General features: G+C 45.2%; 15 protein-coding genes. 8 read left to right on the forward strand and 7 right to left on the reverse strand.

Annotated elements, in window-relative coordinates; genetic code table 11:
* Positions 1-182 precede the first annotated feature (182 nt).
* From MHB82_RS05005 to nikR, 3 genes are all read left to right on the forward strand, one after another.
* Positions 183-1,085: a hypothetical protein gene (locus MHB82_RS05005; RefSeq protein ID WP_341174015.1), complete on the forward strand. Its 903-nt coding sequence runs from the start codon at positions 183-185 to the stop codon at positions 1,083-1,085.
* 76 nt (positions 1,086-1,161) lie between these two features.
* Positions 1,162-2,178: an alpha/beta hydrolase gene (locus tag MHB82_RS05010; protein WP_341174016.1), complete on the forward strand. Its 1,017-nt coding sequence runs from the start codon at positions 1,162-1,164 to the stop codon at positions 2,176-2,178.
* Between the two features lie 52 nt (positions 2,179-2,230).
* Entirely contained in the window at positions 2,231-2,704 is a 474-nt protein-coding gene (nikR, locus tag MHB82_RS05015) for a nickel-responsive transcriptional regulator NikR (protein WP_341174017.1), read from the forward strand.
* 132 nt (positions 2,705-2,836) lie between these two features.
* Here nikR and MHB82_RS05020 read toward each other — a convergent pair whose 3' ends face one another.
* Together MHB82_RS05020 and MHB82_RS05025 are read right to left on the reverse strand one after the other, a co-directional pair.
* On the reverse strand, positions 2,837-4,786 hold the full coding sequence (locus MHB82_RS05020) for an ATP-binding protein (RefSeq protein WP_341174018.1): 1,950 nt from the start codon (positions 4,784-4,786) through the stop codon (positions 2,837-2,839).
* 1 nt (position 4,787) lies between these two features.
* Complete coding sequence (locus tag MHB82_RS05025; RefSeq protein ID WP_095361185.1) at positions 4,788-5,501, reverse strand: response regulator transcription factor; 714 nt, start codon at positions 5,499-5,501, stop codon at positions 4,788-4,790.
* A 203-nt stretch (positions 5,502-5,704) separates the two neighbouring features.
* Here MHB82_RS05025 and MHB82_RS05030 point away from each other — a divergent pair, with 203 nt between their 5' ends.
* On the forward strand, positions 5,705-7,054 hold the full coding sequence (locus tag MHB82_RS05030; RefSeq protein WP_095361186.1) for an ABC transporter substrate-binding protein: 1,350 nt from the start codon (positions 5,705-5,707) through the stop codon (positions 7,052-7,054).
* A gap of 235 nt (positions 7,055-7,289) precedes the next feature.
* On the opposite strand, the gene MHB82_RS05035 is transcribed toward MHB82_RS05030, so the two are convergent.
* The 5 genes from MHB82_RS05035 to MHB82_RS05055 form a co-directional block, all read right to left on the reverse strand.
* On the reverse strand, positions 7,290-7,646 hold the full coding sequence (locus MHB82_RS05035; protein WP_341174019.1) for a YxeA family protein: 357 nt from the start codon (positions 7,644-7,646) through the stop codon (positions 7,290-7,292).
* A 25-nt stretch (positions 7,647-7,671) separates the two neighbouring features.
* Positions 7,672-9,603, reverse strand: a complete 1,932-nt coding sequence (locus tag MHB82_RS05040) for an ABC transporter permease (RefSeq protein WP_341174020.1) — start codon at positions 9,601-9,603, stop codon at positions 7,672-7,674.
* Entirely contained in the window at positions 9,590-10,375 is a 786-nt protein-coding gene (locus MHB82_RS05045) for an ABC transporter ATP-binding protein (RefSeq protein ID WP_095361189.1), read from the reverse strand. Before MHB82_RS05045 ends, MHB82_RS05040 begins: the two co-directional genes overlap by 14 nt.
* Positions 10,376-10,514: 139 nt before the next feature.
* On the reverse strand, positions 10,515-11,558 hold the full coding sequence (locus MHB82_RS05050) for a sensor histidine kinase (protein WP_341174021.1): 1,044 nt from the start codon (positions 11,556-11,558) through the stop codon (positions 10,515-10,517).
* 14 nt (positions 11,559-11,572) lie between these two features.
* On the reverse strand, positions 11,573-12,256 hold the full coding sequence (locus MHB82_RS05055; protein ID WP_095361191.1) for a response regulator transcription factor: 684 nt from the start codon (positions 12,254-12,256) through the stop codon (positions 11,573-11,575).
* 385 nt (positions 12,257-12,641) lie between these two features.
* Here MHB82_RS05055 and MHB82_RS05060 point away from each other — a divergent pair, with 385 nt between their 5' ends.
* From MHB82_RS05060 to MHB82_RS05075, 4 genes are all read left to right on the forward strand, one after another.
* Entirely contained in the window at positions 12,642-13,649 is a 1,008-nt protein-coding gene (locus MHB82_RS05060; RefSeq protein WP_341174022.1) for an LLM class flavin-dependent oxidoreductase, read from the forward strand.
* Positions 13,650-13,984: 335 nt separating this feature from the next.
* Complete coding sequence (locus tag MHB82_RS05065) at positions 13,985-14,449, forward strand: nuclear transport factor 2 family protein (protein ID WP_341174023.1); 465 nt, start codon at positions 13,985-13,987, stop codon at positions 14,447-14,449.
* A 107-nt stretch (positions 14,450-14,556) separates the two neighbouring features.
* A complete protein-coding gene (locus tag MHB82_RS05070; protein ID WP_110821567.1) occupies positions 14,557-15,144 on the forward strand; it encodes a TetR/AcrR family transcriptional regulator in 588 nt (195 codons plus the stop codon).
* Between the two features lie 103 nt (positions 15,145-15,247).
* On the forward strand, positions 15,248-16,672 hold the full coding sequence (locus MHB82_RS05075) for an MFS transporter (protein WP_341174024.1): 1,425 nt from the start codon (positions 15,248-15,250) through the stop codon (positions 16,670-16,672).
* The last annotated feature ends 199 nt before the right edge of the window (positions 16,673-16,871 follow it).

The raw sequence follows: 16,871 nt of genomic DNA on the forward strand, positions 1-16,871 counted from the left end.
CCAGAATAAGATATAACCGCGAATCATATAGGGAACGGTTAATAAGGGAAGCACCCGTAGAATCAGGCAATAGTCTGATTTTGCGGGTGCTTTTTTTGTGTTTGTTTCGGCCGATTCACCTTGGATCAACTGGAGAACGAAGAAGATGTACTACATTTTGAGTAAATGAGGAGGAAGGTTCAATGAACAAGGTGGAAGAACACTACACGATGGATGGTACTGCGAGTTCCGGCAGCGTGAGTGGCAGAAGGGGTAGAGGATTTATCGCTCGATTTTGCATCGCGCTGCTTCTGGTAGCCAGCATGGGTTCCATGCACCTTTTTACGTCAGCTGCCGAGGCGGCAGGCCCGGATCTTGGCGTAACCGCCCAGAAGTCGTGGGATGCCTTGCTTAAGAAGGCAGACGCCCAGACGAAAGCTTCTCTTCAGCAAACGTATCAAAAAGTGGGCACATGGACAGCGCAGGAGCAGAGCTGGGAGCAGAAAACCAAAACCCTTCATGCAGCGAATACGGCTGAGTTAGCCAGGCTTCGTCAGGAAATACGAAAAACGGATGAAGCGAAACTGGCTGCACTGGCTGATACGCTGAAGCGTACCCAAACCCGATATGAGCCGATGCTTACATTGTACACGGCGGTCAATAAGCAGCTTGCTGCAGCTAGAGCCGCCAAGAACAAGGATTGGACTGCCGCACTCCGTGCGCAGGCAGACACGCTGAAACCGGCTGTACAGCTGGCCAAGGCAGACATTCGTATCAAGAAACAGCAGCTGGCCGATGCCCGCAAACGCAAAAGTACAGAGGATAAGCGTCTACGTACCATGCTTGCGGCTGCTGATCCGTTCAAGAAACAGATCCAAACCGCCAAGAAACAGGCAAGCCTGTCCAAAGAGCGATATACGAACGCATTGAAATTATTCAAACAGAATATCAAAGACGGCCAGCCTTCACGTGTATTGAGTTCATTGAATCAGCTCTCATCTGCCGCCGAGAAGTGGGCCGGCTCCAAACAAAATATCCATACATTGGAGCAAAAAGTTGCGGATACCTACCTGAAAGTGAAAAAAGAACTGGCCAAGAAGTCATAATAAATGGAAACCCTGCCAGTACCCCTGGCGTACACCACTTTAGATGCAGACAGACGAATGATCAGAGGTGACCCTGTTGCAGTTAAAGTTAAACACCAAAGGTACGGCGAGGCCGTGGTACAGACGCAGGTTGTATTGGATTCCGGGCGTGATCGTAATGGTAACTATATTAACTCTTTATATCGGCGCACAGATTACACCCAAAATTCCAATTTTCTTTTTAAAAACACTAATCAAGCTTGCTCCATCTGACTCAGATGTCGTTATGGCTGAAGGGGTAAGCCATCTGAAGGATGTCGCCTATATCGAAGGGGGACGCAGCAGCAGTACGATGGATATCTACTATCCGTCAACAGCAACTGAATTGCTGCCTGTTGTCTTGTGGGTGCATGGGGGCGGTTGGGTCTTGGGTGACAAGAAAGACATAGCCGACTATGCGATGCAGTTGGCTGATCGGGGGTTCGTGGTGGTCAGTATGAACTATGCACTTGCACCAGAGGCCACATATCCGACGCCTGTGTTCCAAGCCAATCAGGCCCTAACTTATATCCAGGATCATGCCACCGAATTTAAGGGAGATCCCCATAATATTTTTCTCGCAGGCAATTCCGCGGGTGCTCAGATTGCCAGTCAGACCGCAGCAATAGTAACGAATCAGGCCCTTGCGCAGCTCATGAACATACAACCCTCGATTGACCCAGAAGAGCTGCGAGGTGTCCTTCTATACTGTGGACCATATAATATGAGTACCGTTGGCGAAAGCGGGTTTCCTCTTATCCGGACATTCCTCTGGTCTTATACGGGATTTAAAGCTTTTGAAGAATTTCCCCGTCTGGATGAGATGTCGACCGTACTGCAGGTTACGCCGAACTATCCGCCTTCATTTATTACTTCAGGCAATCATGACCCGTTAACCGGGCAATCGGTTGAACTCGCACAGACCCTGAAACGACTGGATGTTGAAACGGAAACGCTGTTTTTTACAGCCTCTACGGAGAAGCTGGGACATGATTATCAATTTCAACTTCAGACCGATGGCGGGAAAAGGGCGCTGGAGGAGGCAGTCCGATTTTTGCAGGAGCATCGTCGATGAAGCAGCCGGACTATGGTACACTCAGGTGTAAACGATGTGCAGGAGGCTATGAATGGCTGATAAAGAAGATTTGACCCGATTCGGCGTGGCATTCCCTACTCCGCTGATTGAACAGTTTGATGAATATATCGAAGAGCGGGGGTACAAAAATCGGTCCGAGGCATTTCGTGATCTGGTCCGCAAAACATTGCTGGAGCCTTCCCGTCTGCGATCCGAGCAGGATGTGGCAGGAACGATTGTCATGGTCTATGATCACCATATTAGCGATCTGCCGGTCCGTTTGATGGAACTGCAGCATCAGGCACATCATGACATTATCTCCAACATGCACGTACATCTGAACCATGACCAATGCTTGGAGGTTATCGCCGTAAGAGGGAACCTCGGACGCTTGCGTCACTTGCATCAACAGATTCAGGTGCAAAAGGGAGTGCTCTATGCCGAGCTCTCTGTTACATATGTGGATGAGCTGAATGAACTCGCAAGCCGCCATAGCAATGATCACAGCCATCACCATCATGAATGAGACCAGGGACTAAGCTAATGGAAAGCGCTTTTCAATAAGAATTAAAAAAACAGCCGATAGAAGTGATCGGCTGTTTTTGTTTAATTAACTAGCAGTATAAGTTGAAGTTTGGGGTTTCAATGAACGGGCCTACTACAATGTTGTTGAATTGGATAAGGGCTCGCTTTGGCCGTTCGCTTTTCGTTTATAATTTTTCTCCACAGGGATTTGGAAGCTCCAGTTTCCGGTGATCAGATTCTGCTGAGCCTGGTCATCGGACAGGACTAACTGGTTTACATTGACACTCAACAGGAACTGGTCTGGAGGTGGTGAAGCTTCAATAAAATAATATCGGATGGTCCCGTTTTTGGCTAACGTTACACCTGAATCCGTGGCGATGCCGGGAACTGCTTTTATCGTTGAAACATCCAGAGTGAAATTAGGTTTGACCGATTGTTTCACCCACTGCGACTCTGATATCTGATTAGTATGTTTCATGGAGTACTGGATGCTAAGGCTCTGACCGTCGAAAAAGTAATTATGAATGAGAAGTGTATAGCCTTTGTCTGTTTTACCGGTTATTAAAGCCATTTCGTTATTTCCGCTTATTGACATCATCGCTGAATCGTCAGCTTCAGAGAAGATGGAAGGCAACTTTAACACGAGGGCGGAGGTGAATGAATTGTTAACGCTGAATAGTACCACCGCACATACGAGTAATACCATCATCGGTAGCGCAGCAGTCCTGAAGTGTAAAATACGTCGCTGCTGCGTAAATAATTTTTGTTTCGGAGTCTGACCTTGTTTAGGGTGCACAGTCGGGATCCGCTCGATTTCATGTTCATCATGAACTTCTTCTAATACTGCTGCATGTGTCCGATTGGGGCCGTAAACCGAGAACCTCATCTCAAATAGGGTGGCCTTCCTGCTGCTGCGCGCGGTAATGCATCCTCCGTGTACCTCGATAATACTTTTCGTGATAGCCAGACCAAGACCGGTGCCCCCGGTCTGCTTTGACCTGGAGTTCTCTACTCGATAAAAACGGTCGAAAATATAAGGCAAATCCCTTTCCGGAATGGGGGGACCATAATTTTGAATCCGAACAATCAGCACATCTTCATCCTGTGCGATATCAATATCGATATATTTGCCTGTCTGCCCGTACTGGATGGCATTAGCGATTATATTCTCATACGCCCGTACCAACAATGCTCCGTCCGCTAAGGTCTTGAATTCACCTTCTTGTATATTAAGTCTGATTTCCATACCTGCTTTCTCCGTGATCGGCACGAATTCCTCGGCAAGCTGACCGATTAACCCGGCGATATCAAGCTCACCGATTTCAAGAGGCATGCCGTTGTTAATACGCGTATATTCGAACAGTTCGTCGATTAATCGCCGAAGTGACAAAGATTTCTCATAGGCAATGTTAACAAAGTAACGCATCTCCACTTCATCCTGATACCGATCCTTCTCAATCACTTCGAGGAAGCCGAGAATGGAGGTAAGTGGAGTACGCAGATCATGGGAGACACCGGTAATCAAATCGTTTTTAGTCTTTTCAGCCTTGCGTTCCTCCGCTATAGAATGCTTCAATTGCATACTCATCTGGTTAATGCTGCGCGCGACCTCGCCCAATTTATTACCGGCAATTTCCGGAATTTGATGGTCAAACTGGCCGCTGGCAATTTCCTCCAAACCACATGTGATTTCCGCCAAGTAATGATCCCAATCTGTGCTCAATTGATTCATACTCTCTGCGATCACGCTTAGCTCATCCTTGCTTTTGACCGTTACCACATGTCCGAAACGACCTGCCGATATTTCCTGCAACCCTGCATTGATCGCGCGCAAATCTCGAACCAAACGTAGGCTGGCAAGGAAAAAAGTGATGGGAAACAGAATTATACCCGTTATGATCATCACGCGAATGGAACCGGCTTGCTCAATGATCCAATTGATCGGGACAGCCGCGTATTCAATCTTTTGCAGTGCACCCGCCATGACATACCCCAAAAAAATAGCTGCGCCTGTTAAAGCCAGACTTGCAACCATAATCAGCATTAATCTCCAACGAATCGTATATAGCCACTGTGGCTGCATATTACTCACCCCTTGCTTTTTCATCACTTTCTATTTTGTATCCAATTCCCCATACGGTTTTGATGATTCGCGGTTCGCGCGGGTTAGATTCTATCTTCTCGCGGAGCTTTCGGATATGTACCATAACGCTATTTTTTGACTCCATAAAGGGCTCGTTCCAGACCTCTTCGTAGATACGATCCATACGAAGCACCGTCCCTCTATTAACGGCTAACATATGAAGGAGTGCGAACTGGCGGGGAGTTAACTTAATTTCCTGCTGATCGACCTTTACCGTATGGGACGCAATATTAATGGTCACATTTTCGATGTGTATTTCGTTCGCGTTAGCCGCAATGGCGTTGAACTGGTTCATCCGTCGAAGCTGCGACTTGATACGTGCGATCAGCTCGAGTGGGTTGAATGGTTTGGTTACGTAGTCGTCAGCGCCGATGCTGAGACCTGATATTTTATCGATATCTTGGCCTTTAGCCGATAGCATGATGATAGGTATAGGATTCGTTTCTCGTATTTTCATACATGCTTGCAACCCGTCCATCTCAGGCATCATTAGATCAAGTACAATCAAATCGATTGGTTGCGAATCCAGGATCTTCAGTGCCTCTACACCATTTGACGCTTGCAGGAGCTTGTAGCCTTCGTTATTAAAATAGATACTCATTAATTGGATGATTTCCGCTTCGTCATCCACCATTAAAATCGTACTTTCCGCCATAGATCCTCCTTGATTCTGTATCCACCTTACTTTGGAAGGCAGCACGATAATTATAAGTGATATTTTTTATGCATGGAGTAACGCCAGTATTAATTAAGGAAATGATAAGAAGTACGGTAGTTAGATGATAAGCTTTCACCTCTATACTTAGTTCAACACAAGCGAATAATCGTTTGAACAAAAATGGAGTGGAGGTTTTATTTTTGAAGCAAAATTTTTTACAGAAGGCCATGCTTGTTAGTCTTAGTGTTATGTTAATCGGTATTTCAGCAGGCCTTAGCACAGGTAAACAAGCTTCTGCAAATTCAGACAATGAGGCAGATACGAAACGTACTTTAAAAGTGTTGTACTGGAACGAAGACGATTTCAACATGACGTATGGAAACTTGTTTAGTCAGAAGTACCCGAATACAAACATCGAAGTAGTTGCACCTGCAGGTATGGAAGCGATTAAGGATTACAATGGGGCTATCCAAAAGTATTCACCGGATCTTGTTATGCTGCCCCCATACCATTACAAACAACTGTCTACAGATAAAAAACTGGTCGATTTAGAACCGTTAATTAAGCGAGATAGGTATGACACGACAACGTTATATCCTGGCTTGCTTGATGAATTGAAGAAACAAGGCGGTGGCAAACTTTACGGGTTAAGCCCAAAAGCAGATTCGTATGCTCTTCTGTATAATGCTGATTTATTTAAAAAGTACAAAGTTAAAGTACCAAGTGATGGAATGACGTGGAAAGAGATATTGAATCTTGCTCAAAAATTCCCTGCTAAAGGAGATAAGAACTCCCGAATTTGGGGCTTAAGCTCCTTTGGATCCAGCAATTTGGTCATGGATATCGCCAGAACAGAAGGGTTAACGTATTTGGATCCGAATACTCTAAAGGCTAGCGCGAATACCGCTGCGTGGAAAAATGCTTATCATCTGGCGAGCGAAGCAACGAAGTCCGGAGTACTTGACGAAAGGATCAGTCTGTCGGGCAAAAGTTACTTGGAAAGCAGCTCGTTCATTATGGGACGATCAGCTATGATCGTAGCACCGATTAGTCAATTGCAGTCCTTACAAGCAGCAAAAAGTGGTGTGAAGAATTATAAACCTTTTACGCTAGGTATTGCTGCCGGCCCAGCGGCTTCTAAGGATCGAGAGTCAACAGGGAATGTTTCCATTAATGAGATATTTGCGATTCCAGCAGGAGCAGATCATGTCGATGCCGCTTGGGATTTCATTAAATACTTTAATGGAGAAGACTATGCTGGCGAATACTATAAATCCAAGAGCTCTAATAATAGTATCGGTGCTCCTCTATCTCGCATGACTAAGGAGTACTCAGGTTACAAGTTGGATGCGTTCTATAAATTAAGACCTAATCTGGATTCATCGATAACAAGCTATGCTCTCATGAACAAGTCACCCAATTTCGAATTAAAGTTTCGTTCGATTCTATTAAAAGAACTGACACAGGTAGTAAACGGGAAGAAATCACTAGCCAAAGCAACTGCTGCCATTCAATCAGGTACTCAAGCTGCTGCTGATAAACTGAAATAGGCTCAGACGGCAACGAAGTAAAATAATTAGGCCTGCCCTTCTTATGAAGGGCGGGTCTTTTTTTTGCGCGCAAGGGCAAAATCCAACCTGATCTCGCAATCATGCTGCTGCTTTAGAATGGAGTGGAGAACCCAAAATACTTATCTTTCATTGGCCAGATCGTCTCACGCTCAAAAAAGAGCAACTCTAAAGCAGCAGCACTGGCTGTCTTTGGAGTTGCTGTTCAGGCATATGCTCAATGGGAGCGTAACTGGTTCAAAACGTTCCCGGGAATCATTTTCTCTTCTATTATAGTCCATTCTTTGGTATAGGCTCCCTTAGCAAGCACCCTGACATAGCTTTCCGATTTCTGTTCTTTGCTTGAGGAGAAAGTGATCTTTTTCTTTTCTCCCTTTCCTGTATATCCTGTCAGATTATATCTGTAGCGAATCCATTCATTTTTACCTTCTTTTTTGGCTGGTTCATTAATTACTGCGTAAACATATTGTTCCTCATAGATTGGGTTGAACTGGTCAAACTCCCGTTTGAATGTTAAATACAGGGCGGAGCAAACAATTAGTGCGGTCAGAATAAAAATAATGCTTTTTTTCATGCTACATTACCTCCCCTTGTAGTTGTTATAACATAGCGTTCTGAACGATTTTTTTGTAATACCCAAGTGTGAAGAAAGCGAACAGAAAGTAGATGAAGGCATAAGCTCCCATCGAAATCATCGCAGGGATGGTATCGTCCGAAAGAGTTATGAAGTAACTTGCCTTGACTGCATAGACCGAATGCAATATTCCAATGAACAGCGGCAGCAGAAAGACCAGCATCTGCTTTCGCAAGATGCCTTTCATGATCATCTTTTCATCAAAACCAAGCTGACGCAAAGTTCTAAAGCTCTGTTTTTCCTGCTCGGCTTCGCTCATCTGTTTAAAGTAGAGAATACTGCCGGTTGAAGCAAGAAAAGCAAGTCCCAGAAAGGCAGCTATAAAAATTAATAATCCGGATTGCTGGAGCAAACTTGTGTACCGGGAATAAAAGTCTGCCGAATAATATTCGTCCGTATTATATTTCTGATAGAGAGAGGAAGCCAGCGCAAGTTCCTTATTGTCCGGGACTAGAAATGTATCTATCTCAACCCGTTCAAAACCGTCCATATTGGACATTCTTCTCTCAATCTCTTCCAAGGTGGCTTCAGATACTAACAATTGTCTACCTGATATTCCGGCGTTCACGATATTCTCCAGCAATATTTCATTCAAAGGATAACTTTTGGTCTGTGTTTCTGAGCGCAGTTCAATCATGGTTGGATAACGTTTGGTGAGATCAATGTCATCATATGCGCTCAGAGCAGAAGCATTATATTCTATTGCCTCGCCATAGTCAGGTATAGAGACATCTCTGCCGGATTTTTGCAACTGTTCTGCCGATAGCCATAATAGCGTGCCCTCTCTAAACCCGGATTCAGTTAACGGATCCAGAACAACACCGTTAGTCCGGAACGTATTGATGGTATAGTGGTTGTAGTTAATCCCTTTGCTCTCCAGCTCGGCTGTAAATGCATCTGAATCCCGTTGGTTATTCTCAATTGCGAAATCATATGGATAATCCTTGCGGGTAGTTTGCTCAACAGAGTAGTAGATAGAATACGCCATGGTAACAAGTGTAAGGGTTAAAGCCGACAGCACAGTTATTAATGTAAGCGAGTTGGCATTGGCCTTCATGCGGTGCATCAGCGGAGCAAGCGACAGACTGTTGTACAAGCCCAAATGTCCTTTTTTACGTTTGCGGAACCAGTAGAGACACCATCTGATCGTCACCCTGAACAGGATATAGGTTCCTATTATTGTAGATGCCATCACCAGCAGCGCATTAAACACTAATTGTTCATCTACCATATGGCCCGATAACTGATACCCGTAGCCAATCAATATAACACCAAGTACAGCGATTATAGCTGTAAAAATAGAGGGCCGCTTGCTGATAAGATCAGGCTGCTTATCTGCCTGGAATAAGCCGAGCAGGGTTCTGCGATTAATCATGACTATCATCTGAATAGAAGTAATAACGATGACGAGAATAAACACTACGGCTGTTTCTAACGCTGCCAGTACAGAAAAGTCTATCGAAGGCAGACCGTTCAAGTTGAGCAGATTCATTAAGATCAGGACAAACAGACGGGATACGAGCGCTCCGCAGATAATCCCTGTTATCAAAGCACCCAAACCCAGCAGGATATTCTCAAGGAGCAAATAACGGATAATCCAACCTTTGGAAAGCCCTATGAGCTGATATAATCCAAATTCCCGGCTGCGTCTTCGTAAGAATATGCTGTTAGATGAAACAGCGAAGACCCCTATGATTACCATAAGCAGGACCGCTGCAGACTGAAAGGCTGTAGTGAAATTCACACTTGAATCCAGCATATTCTGTACCTGCTGATCATACTTGAGAGATGCAAAGATGAAGAACAGGCTCATGCTGAAAATGAGTGCGAAGAAATACAGATAGTAATGCTTCACATTTTGCCGCATACTTCGGAATGCCAGTTCAAATACCGTCAATATTATCGCCCCCTAGTACAGCCTGCACATCAATGATTTCCTTAAAAAACGACTGTCTGGATTTCTCCCCCCGGTACAGTTCGGAATAAATCTTCCCGTCTTTTAAAAAGACCACGCGGTTACAATAGCTGGATGCGACCGGATCGTGTGTGACCATGATAATGGTGACCTCTCTAGTCCGATTCACCTCATCCATTACGGACAACAGCGATGACGCGGACTTGGAATCCAGGGCTCCCGTCGGCTCGTCTGCAAAGATGATAGAAGGCTGATGGATCAAAGCCCGTCCGGCTGCAGTTCGCTGTTTTTGCCCTCCTGATATTTCGAATGGGTATTTCTCCGACAATTCCCGAATGCCCAGTACGTCTGCAATCGCTGCAAATTCTCTCTCCGCCTGCTTCTTGCTTAGCTTGCTAAGTGATACCGGCAGAAGGATATTTTCCTTCACCGTCAACGTATCAAGAAGATTGTAATCCTGGAAGATGAAGCCAAGCTTGTTACGGCGGAACGCAGAAAGGGCGGCATTTGTCATGGCGGATATATCTTCATTATCAATCAATATTGTACCGTCAGTTGTTCGATCAATTGTCGCGAGTACATTTAGCAGGGTGGTTTTACCGGAACCAGAGGGACCCATGATACCGACAAACTCTTTACGCAGAACACGTAAATTAATGCCTTTCAAAACATGTTGCGTGCTGCCCCTCGAGCCATACGCTTTTTGAACATTGCGGGCGTGCAATACTGTATCTTGTTCATTTATTTCATTCATGATGAACCTCCCATATGTGGTTATAGGTTAAGTTTACGTGCAAATATCCCTGGTGTCGCACGCTTTGGGTGACGAGTTGAAGCGGAAGGTGACGAATTCGTCAGGTTAACAAAAAAACAACCAAGTTAACCTTGGCTGTTCATAACGGGATATGGTCCGCTTGTCCTCTTCTAACGGTCTCAAATGCATTAGAGTCTGTAAAAGTTAACCGCATTGTTGTACCTTGCGACTGGCTAGAGTGGACTTGAAGTGTGATTCCTATCTTGGCTGCAACAGTTTGGGCAAGATAGAGGCCGAGTCCAGTAGCGGCATTATGAATCCTTCCATTCCCGCCGGTAAAACCTTTATCAAATATACGCGGCAAGTCATGGGGCTGAATACCCGGGCCCTCATCAATGATATCCAGATAGATATTCTCTTGTTCCGTAACAGCTGTTCTGAACGTGAGTGACGTATCGGAAGGACTATATTTGATGGCATTGGTCAGGATCTGTCTGATGATGAAGCGGCACCATTTACGGTCTGTAACAACAGCGGCATCACTGCCTTCAATGTTGACTGCCAGATTTTTCTCCATACACCAGGGAGCCAACTCCTGGATTTCTTCAATGGCAAGACGTTGTACAGACAGCCGTTCAAGGACGTAGTCTGATTCCAGGGCAGGAAGGCGTGTCATGTACAGCTGCCGTTCAACAAGCAGATGAATCCGCAGCCACTCTGTTTCAATTTTTCTTATATCCGGGTTACTTTGCGTGTCTATTATTAGTTTCATAGCGGTAAGTGGTGTTTTGATTTCATGAATCCAGGAGGCAGTGAAATCATTCTCAATCAGTTGGGCTTCTTTCACTTGAGAAAGCAATTGTTTGAAATGGGATGAGGCCTCTCTTAATACGTTGTCCGTTATCTTATCTAATTCATTGTCAGGTTGGGGGAGACTCTCGAACCAGTTAGTTTGCATGTCTTTCTGTAGTTTGGCAACTGCTTCCAGATACCTGGTTTCTTTCCTGTACCGCCAAATGAAAAATACAACAAACACAATAATATAAAGCGCATTTAAATATATGAAAGAGGTGGGTGTGACACTTACTCCCTGATCGAAAAGGATAAGCAGATCAGTCACACCAAGCAAGCTGATGAATAGCAGAATCCAGCTTTTTTTTGAACTAACGTAACGTACTAACATAAATGTATTTCCTCCTATAAAGTCACTGCCATATAACCCATCCCTTTCTTTGTCACAATAGCGTCTGAAAGTCCAAGCGGGTCTAACTTCTGTCGCAAACGGGTGATATTGGTTGTAAGTGTATTATCATTTACAAACTGTTCATCCTCCCATAGCTTACGAATCAGATCATGACGTGAAATGACGGAATTGTTGGACTTCACCAGTGAAATCAGCAAGAATAATTCGTTTTTGGTCAAATCTGCTTCCGCGGCAGATTTTCGGATAACCCCTCGCTTTAAATCAATTAAGGCGCCGTTCCATTCGAGTGTATCTGCCTGGGTTTCCCCATAAGCGTATGTTCGTCGAAGAATCGCTTGAACCTTGGCATACAGTACATTTGTATGAAAGGGCTTCTGGATAAAATCATCCGCACCCATATTAAGCGCCATAACCATATCTAACGGGTGATCGCGGGAGGATAAGAAAATGATAGGTACTTCGGATACAGAACGAATCTCCCTACACCAATGAAAACCGTCAAATTTAGGCAGTGTGATATCCATAATCACCAGATGAGGCTCTTGATCAAGAAACGAACGCATGACCTCATTAAAATCATCCGGTTTCGTAACCCGAAACGCCCATGCTTCCAGCCCGGTCTTTAACGCTTCAAATAATGCCTGATCATCTTCAACTATAAATATATTAAATTCCATAGAGTGAACGTTCTCCCTTTTGTAATGTATATAGTTCATACTACTACATTATATGGATGGAGTGGAGTAAGCAGTGTTTGTTGGTGCATGAGGGAATTAACTAATCGTTTGCCTTGGGGAAAGGAGAAGAAAAAGGTATTAGCTCAATACAACTAAGAAGGGTAGGGACGTAAAAAAGCTTTTCTACGAATAAGATTCATTGAGAATAACGAAACAAGTTAAAATTAATTATTGACCATTCGATCTGGAAAGGATATACTCAAATCAGAAAGAGGGTAAACAATAAATGATTAATGAGCATCGTACTATCAAATAAATATGAAAGTATGTATTTTTTTGCTCTTTCAAGACTGAATGGTCAAATTATAATGGAGGTTGAATTGAAATGTCTAAATGGATACCTAAACTTTCTGTGCTAGATCTGGCTCCGATATTGGCTGGCGGATCAGCCCAGGATGCTTACCGACGTACGTTGGATCTTGCTCGTCACGCTGAGAAGCTGGGCTACCATCGGTTCTGGCTCGCTGAGCACCATAACATGCCGGGAATTGCGAGTTCGGCTACTTCGCTCCTTATTGGGCATGTCGCAAACGATACCGAGAAGATCCGGGTGGGATCCGGCGGGGTAATGCTGCCCAATCATGCGCCGCTTGTCGTAGCAGAACAATTCGGAACATTGGAATCTCTGTTCCCAGGACGCATTGATTTGGGCTTGGGTAGAGCCTCTGGCACGGATATGCGGACAATTCAAGCGCTGCGGAGAACATTAGGAGCTAATGGAGCGGAATTTCCGGATCTGCTGAACGAGTTACGTACTTATCTGGACGCGCATCCGAATCATTCAGGTGTACGTGCAGTTCCTGGTGAAGGGCTGAACATTCCAATATGGCTGCTCGGTTCCAGCGATGTCAGTGCACGGTTGGCAGGACGCCTCGGTTTGCCGTTCGCATTTGCAAGCCATTTTGCCCCAGATGGATTGCATCATGCGCTGAATGCGTATCGTAGTTCCTTCGTCCCCTCAAAAATGTTGGCAGATCCCTATGTAATGGTAGGATTGACCGTCATGGCGGCTGACAACGTAGAGGAAGCACGCTACCTTGCTACTTCAGAAGCGCAGCAGGTCCTAAGCCTTCTGCACGGGCGACCGGATAAACTCCAGCCACCGGTGGAAAATATGGATGCATTATGGCAACCGCAGGAGAAGGCGCTTATTTCCAAACAACTGGACTTCGGTATTATTGGTGATCAGAAGACCATTCGAGAGAAGCTGCCTGCTATTTATGAAGCAACAGAAGCGGATGAATTCATTATCACGAGCCACATTTACGATCATCAGGCTCGTATGCGATCATTTGAGATTGTGGCTGAAACAGTGAAGGAAATCTGGACATGAAAAAGGACAAAAATAATTATTGACCAATCGTTCCGGTAATGATATGATAATTCTAGATCAAATAGTCAAGAATAAAAGGAGGTCGTAATCAAAGATGATTCGTGAAGCAAATTTGACGCAGGAAGATGGTATTTTCGAATTTCCTTACGGTCCAGAAAGATCTATAGTTCACCGCTCCTAAAGCCTGCGATTCGCCTTAGAGAAGTTTAAGAAAAAGATGAATAATTTTATCTAGGGTCGGAGGTGCTGAAGTGTCAGAGTAGAATAGACAATTTTTTTAAATATTTTGGACTGAACGATCTACTTTAAAACCAATTCACTGGAGGAATATAACCATGACAAACCAAATGATGATGCAAGAAGAAGTAGAAGTCGTACGTGAAAGAGCACAGCAAGCCTTCCGCAACCACCTGAAGCACCTGTCCGGCGGGGACATTAAGGCATGGGTCGACCTGTGGGAAGAGAACGGCGTGCTTGAATTCCCGTATGGGCCTGCCGGATTCCCGGATCGCAAGGAAGGCAAAGCGGAGTTGTATGATTACATGCAGAACTTCCCGAAACATTTTGAGGTCCAGTTTACCGATCTTCAGTTCCATCTAACCCTGGACCCTGAGCTGGTAGTCGCTGAGTTCAAGTCCATCGGGAAGCACCGGGAAACGGGCAACCCGTACAATCAGACCTATATCAGCGTGGTGGAGACCAAAGATGGGCTGATTACACGCTACCGGGATTTCTGGAATCCACTTGTGGCCATTGAGTCGGTCGGCAGCGTAAATGATGCAGTTCGTTTCTCGGATTAACCCAAGACAGGTCGACGGGAAGTCTTTCCCGGAAACCACCACTCGCCTCTTCTTGACTGAACGATCTAATATCGTTAGCATAGAGGAGGAGAAAGGGGGTTATCCATTTGGCTAGAAGCAAAGAATTCGACACGAATCTCGTGCTGCATAAGGCGATGGAGGTGTTCGGGCATTATGGCTATGAAGGCACATCCATGCACCTTCTACTCGATGGGTTAGGTATTGCACGTCAAAGCTTGTACGATACGTATGGTACAAAACGGGATCTGTTTTTGAAGGCAACGAAACATTACGTGGACGAGAAGTCCTCGGCAGTTGTCGCATATTTGGCAGAGACGACACCAGTGAAGCAAGCGATTACGGATATATTCAACGTCATTGGAGACACATTAAGAGACGAGCAGCGCCGCAAGGAGTGCTTTATTCTCTATAGTGCGATTGACCAGGTCCCGCATGATCCAGAGATTGCTGAACTTTTCGAACAGGACAAAATTCGATTGGAAGAGGCTTTGTACGGTGCATTGATACGCGGTCAGCAGCAGGGGGAGTTCAGTCCGAATCAGGATATGCGTGCGCTTGCGCGGTACCTGTACCATTCACGCTATGGACTAACGCAAGTCGCAAAATTAACGGACGATCCGCTCGTGATTGAGCAGATCACAACCATTACACTTTCGGTATTGGAACAAGGATGAAGCGTCATACGGTGCTTCATTCCTTTTTCCTCAAAATAGATCAAATGGTCAAAAATTAATATGGGTTGCAGACCGTTGTCTGCAAGTGAAAGGAATTAAGAAGATGAATTTAACGCGATTTAAAGGCTTAGCCTTATTCATTCTAGCCATTTCACAGCTGGTTTTGGCACTGGATTATACGATTATATTTGTAGCCATGCCGTCCTTAGGTAATGATCTTGGCTTCTCAGCCAATCACCTCCAGTGGGTGGTTAGTGCATATTCACTCGCATTCGGTGGTTTCTTACTCATCGGAGGAAGACTGTCGGACCTGATGGGCAGAAGACGCATGTTTATGATTGCCATCGGACTTTTTGGATTAGGATCGCTGCTTGGCGGACTGGCAGAGTCCCAACTGATGTTGATCGTAGCCAGAGCCCTGCAAGGTTTGGGTGGAGCATTACTTTCGCCGGCAACGTTATCGCTGATCATGTCTAATTTCGAGGAAGGACCTGAACGAAACCGTGCCATGGGAATCTGGGCCGCGATGGGTGGAGTAGGGATGTCGCTCGGTTTGCTGCTCGGAGGGGTTCTGACAAGTTATATTGGATGGGAAGCGACCTTCCTGGTGAATGTGCCCATCGCACTTCTCGTCGTCATTCTAGCACCGTTCGTACTGAAAGAAAGCAAAGTGTCCGCAGCCACTAAACACTATGATGCAGCCGGAACGATATCCGTGACTGCGGGTTTGTTACTTGTTGTCTATTATCTAATTCAAGCACCGGTTGAAGGCTGGGGCAGTGTTACCACACTTCCAGCTGCCTTGATTGGCGTGCTGATGTTACTAGCTTTTGTCTTAATCGAGAAACGTACAAAAGAACCGCTAATTTCCTTCCAGATGTTCCGGAATCGTAATCTGACGGGAGCTGCACTTATCGCATTTCTTTTCTCGGCTTCATTTGGTTCATTGTATTATTTCATGACCTTATATACCCAAGGTGTGCTTGGATTTTCAGCCATTCAATCCGGATTTAGCTTCTTGCCTTTGACGCTTAGTGCTTTTGTTGGAGCTAAGCTGATTAACGGGATATTAAGCAAGGTGGGTGTAGCAGGAACCATTGCAACGGGGATGGGACTAGGCGTGATTGGATTCCTGATGCTGACGGGGCTATCGGAAACCGGCTCGGCATGGGGAATCATCCCAGGTACAGTCGTCATTGGTATTGGTCAGGCTTTAGTGTTCACGACCATGTTTATCGCAGGCAGTGCAGGCATTGAACCGAAAGAGCAGGGCGTTGCTTCGGCATTAATCTCAACCGGCCAGCAAATTGGTGGAGCGATCGGACTTGCGGTAATTATGGCTATTATTTCAGCAAGTCTTGGAACAGGGGCAACATTAGAACACATGCTTCCAGCGGATTTAAATCATGCAATCCACACGGCGTTCTTTATCGCAGCTGCCACGACCTTACTAGGCATCGTAGTTGCCTTCCTAGCTTTGAAACAAGCTAAACCGTCGGCTGACAATCAAGTGAAAGTAGCCCACTGATGAACAGCGAGTCAAGCTATATATGGATATTGGAAAAAGCAAAAGACCGAGAATCGTTTCTCGGGGTCTTTTGCTTTTTTATTTGTAAGTAAGTACTGACAAGGACTGTTAAGCCATCGGGAAACGATAGCACAATAATAAGAAGAAGCAGCTGATCCATTGAACTGCACCCCAATTTGGATACATCTAACAATTGGAG

It is taken from the genome of Paenibacillus sp. FSL K6-2862 (genome assembly GCF_038005125.1).
GTDB classification, from domain to species: domain Bacteria; phylum Bacillota; class Bacilli; order Paenibacillales; family Paenibacillaceae; genus Paenibacillus; species Paenibacillus illinoisensis_A.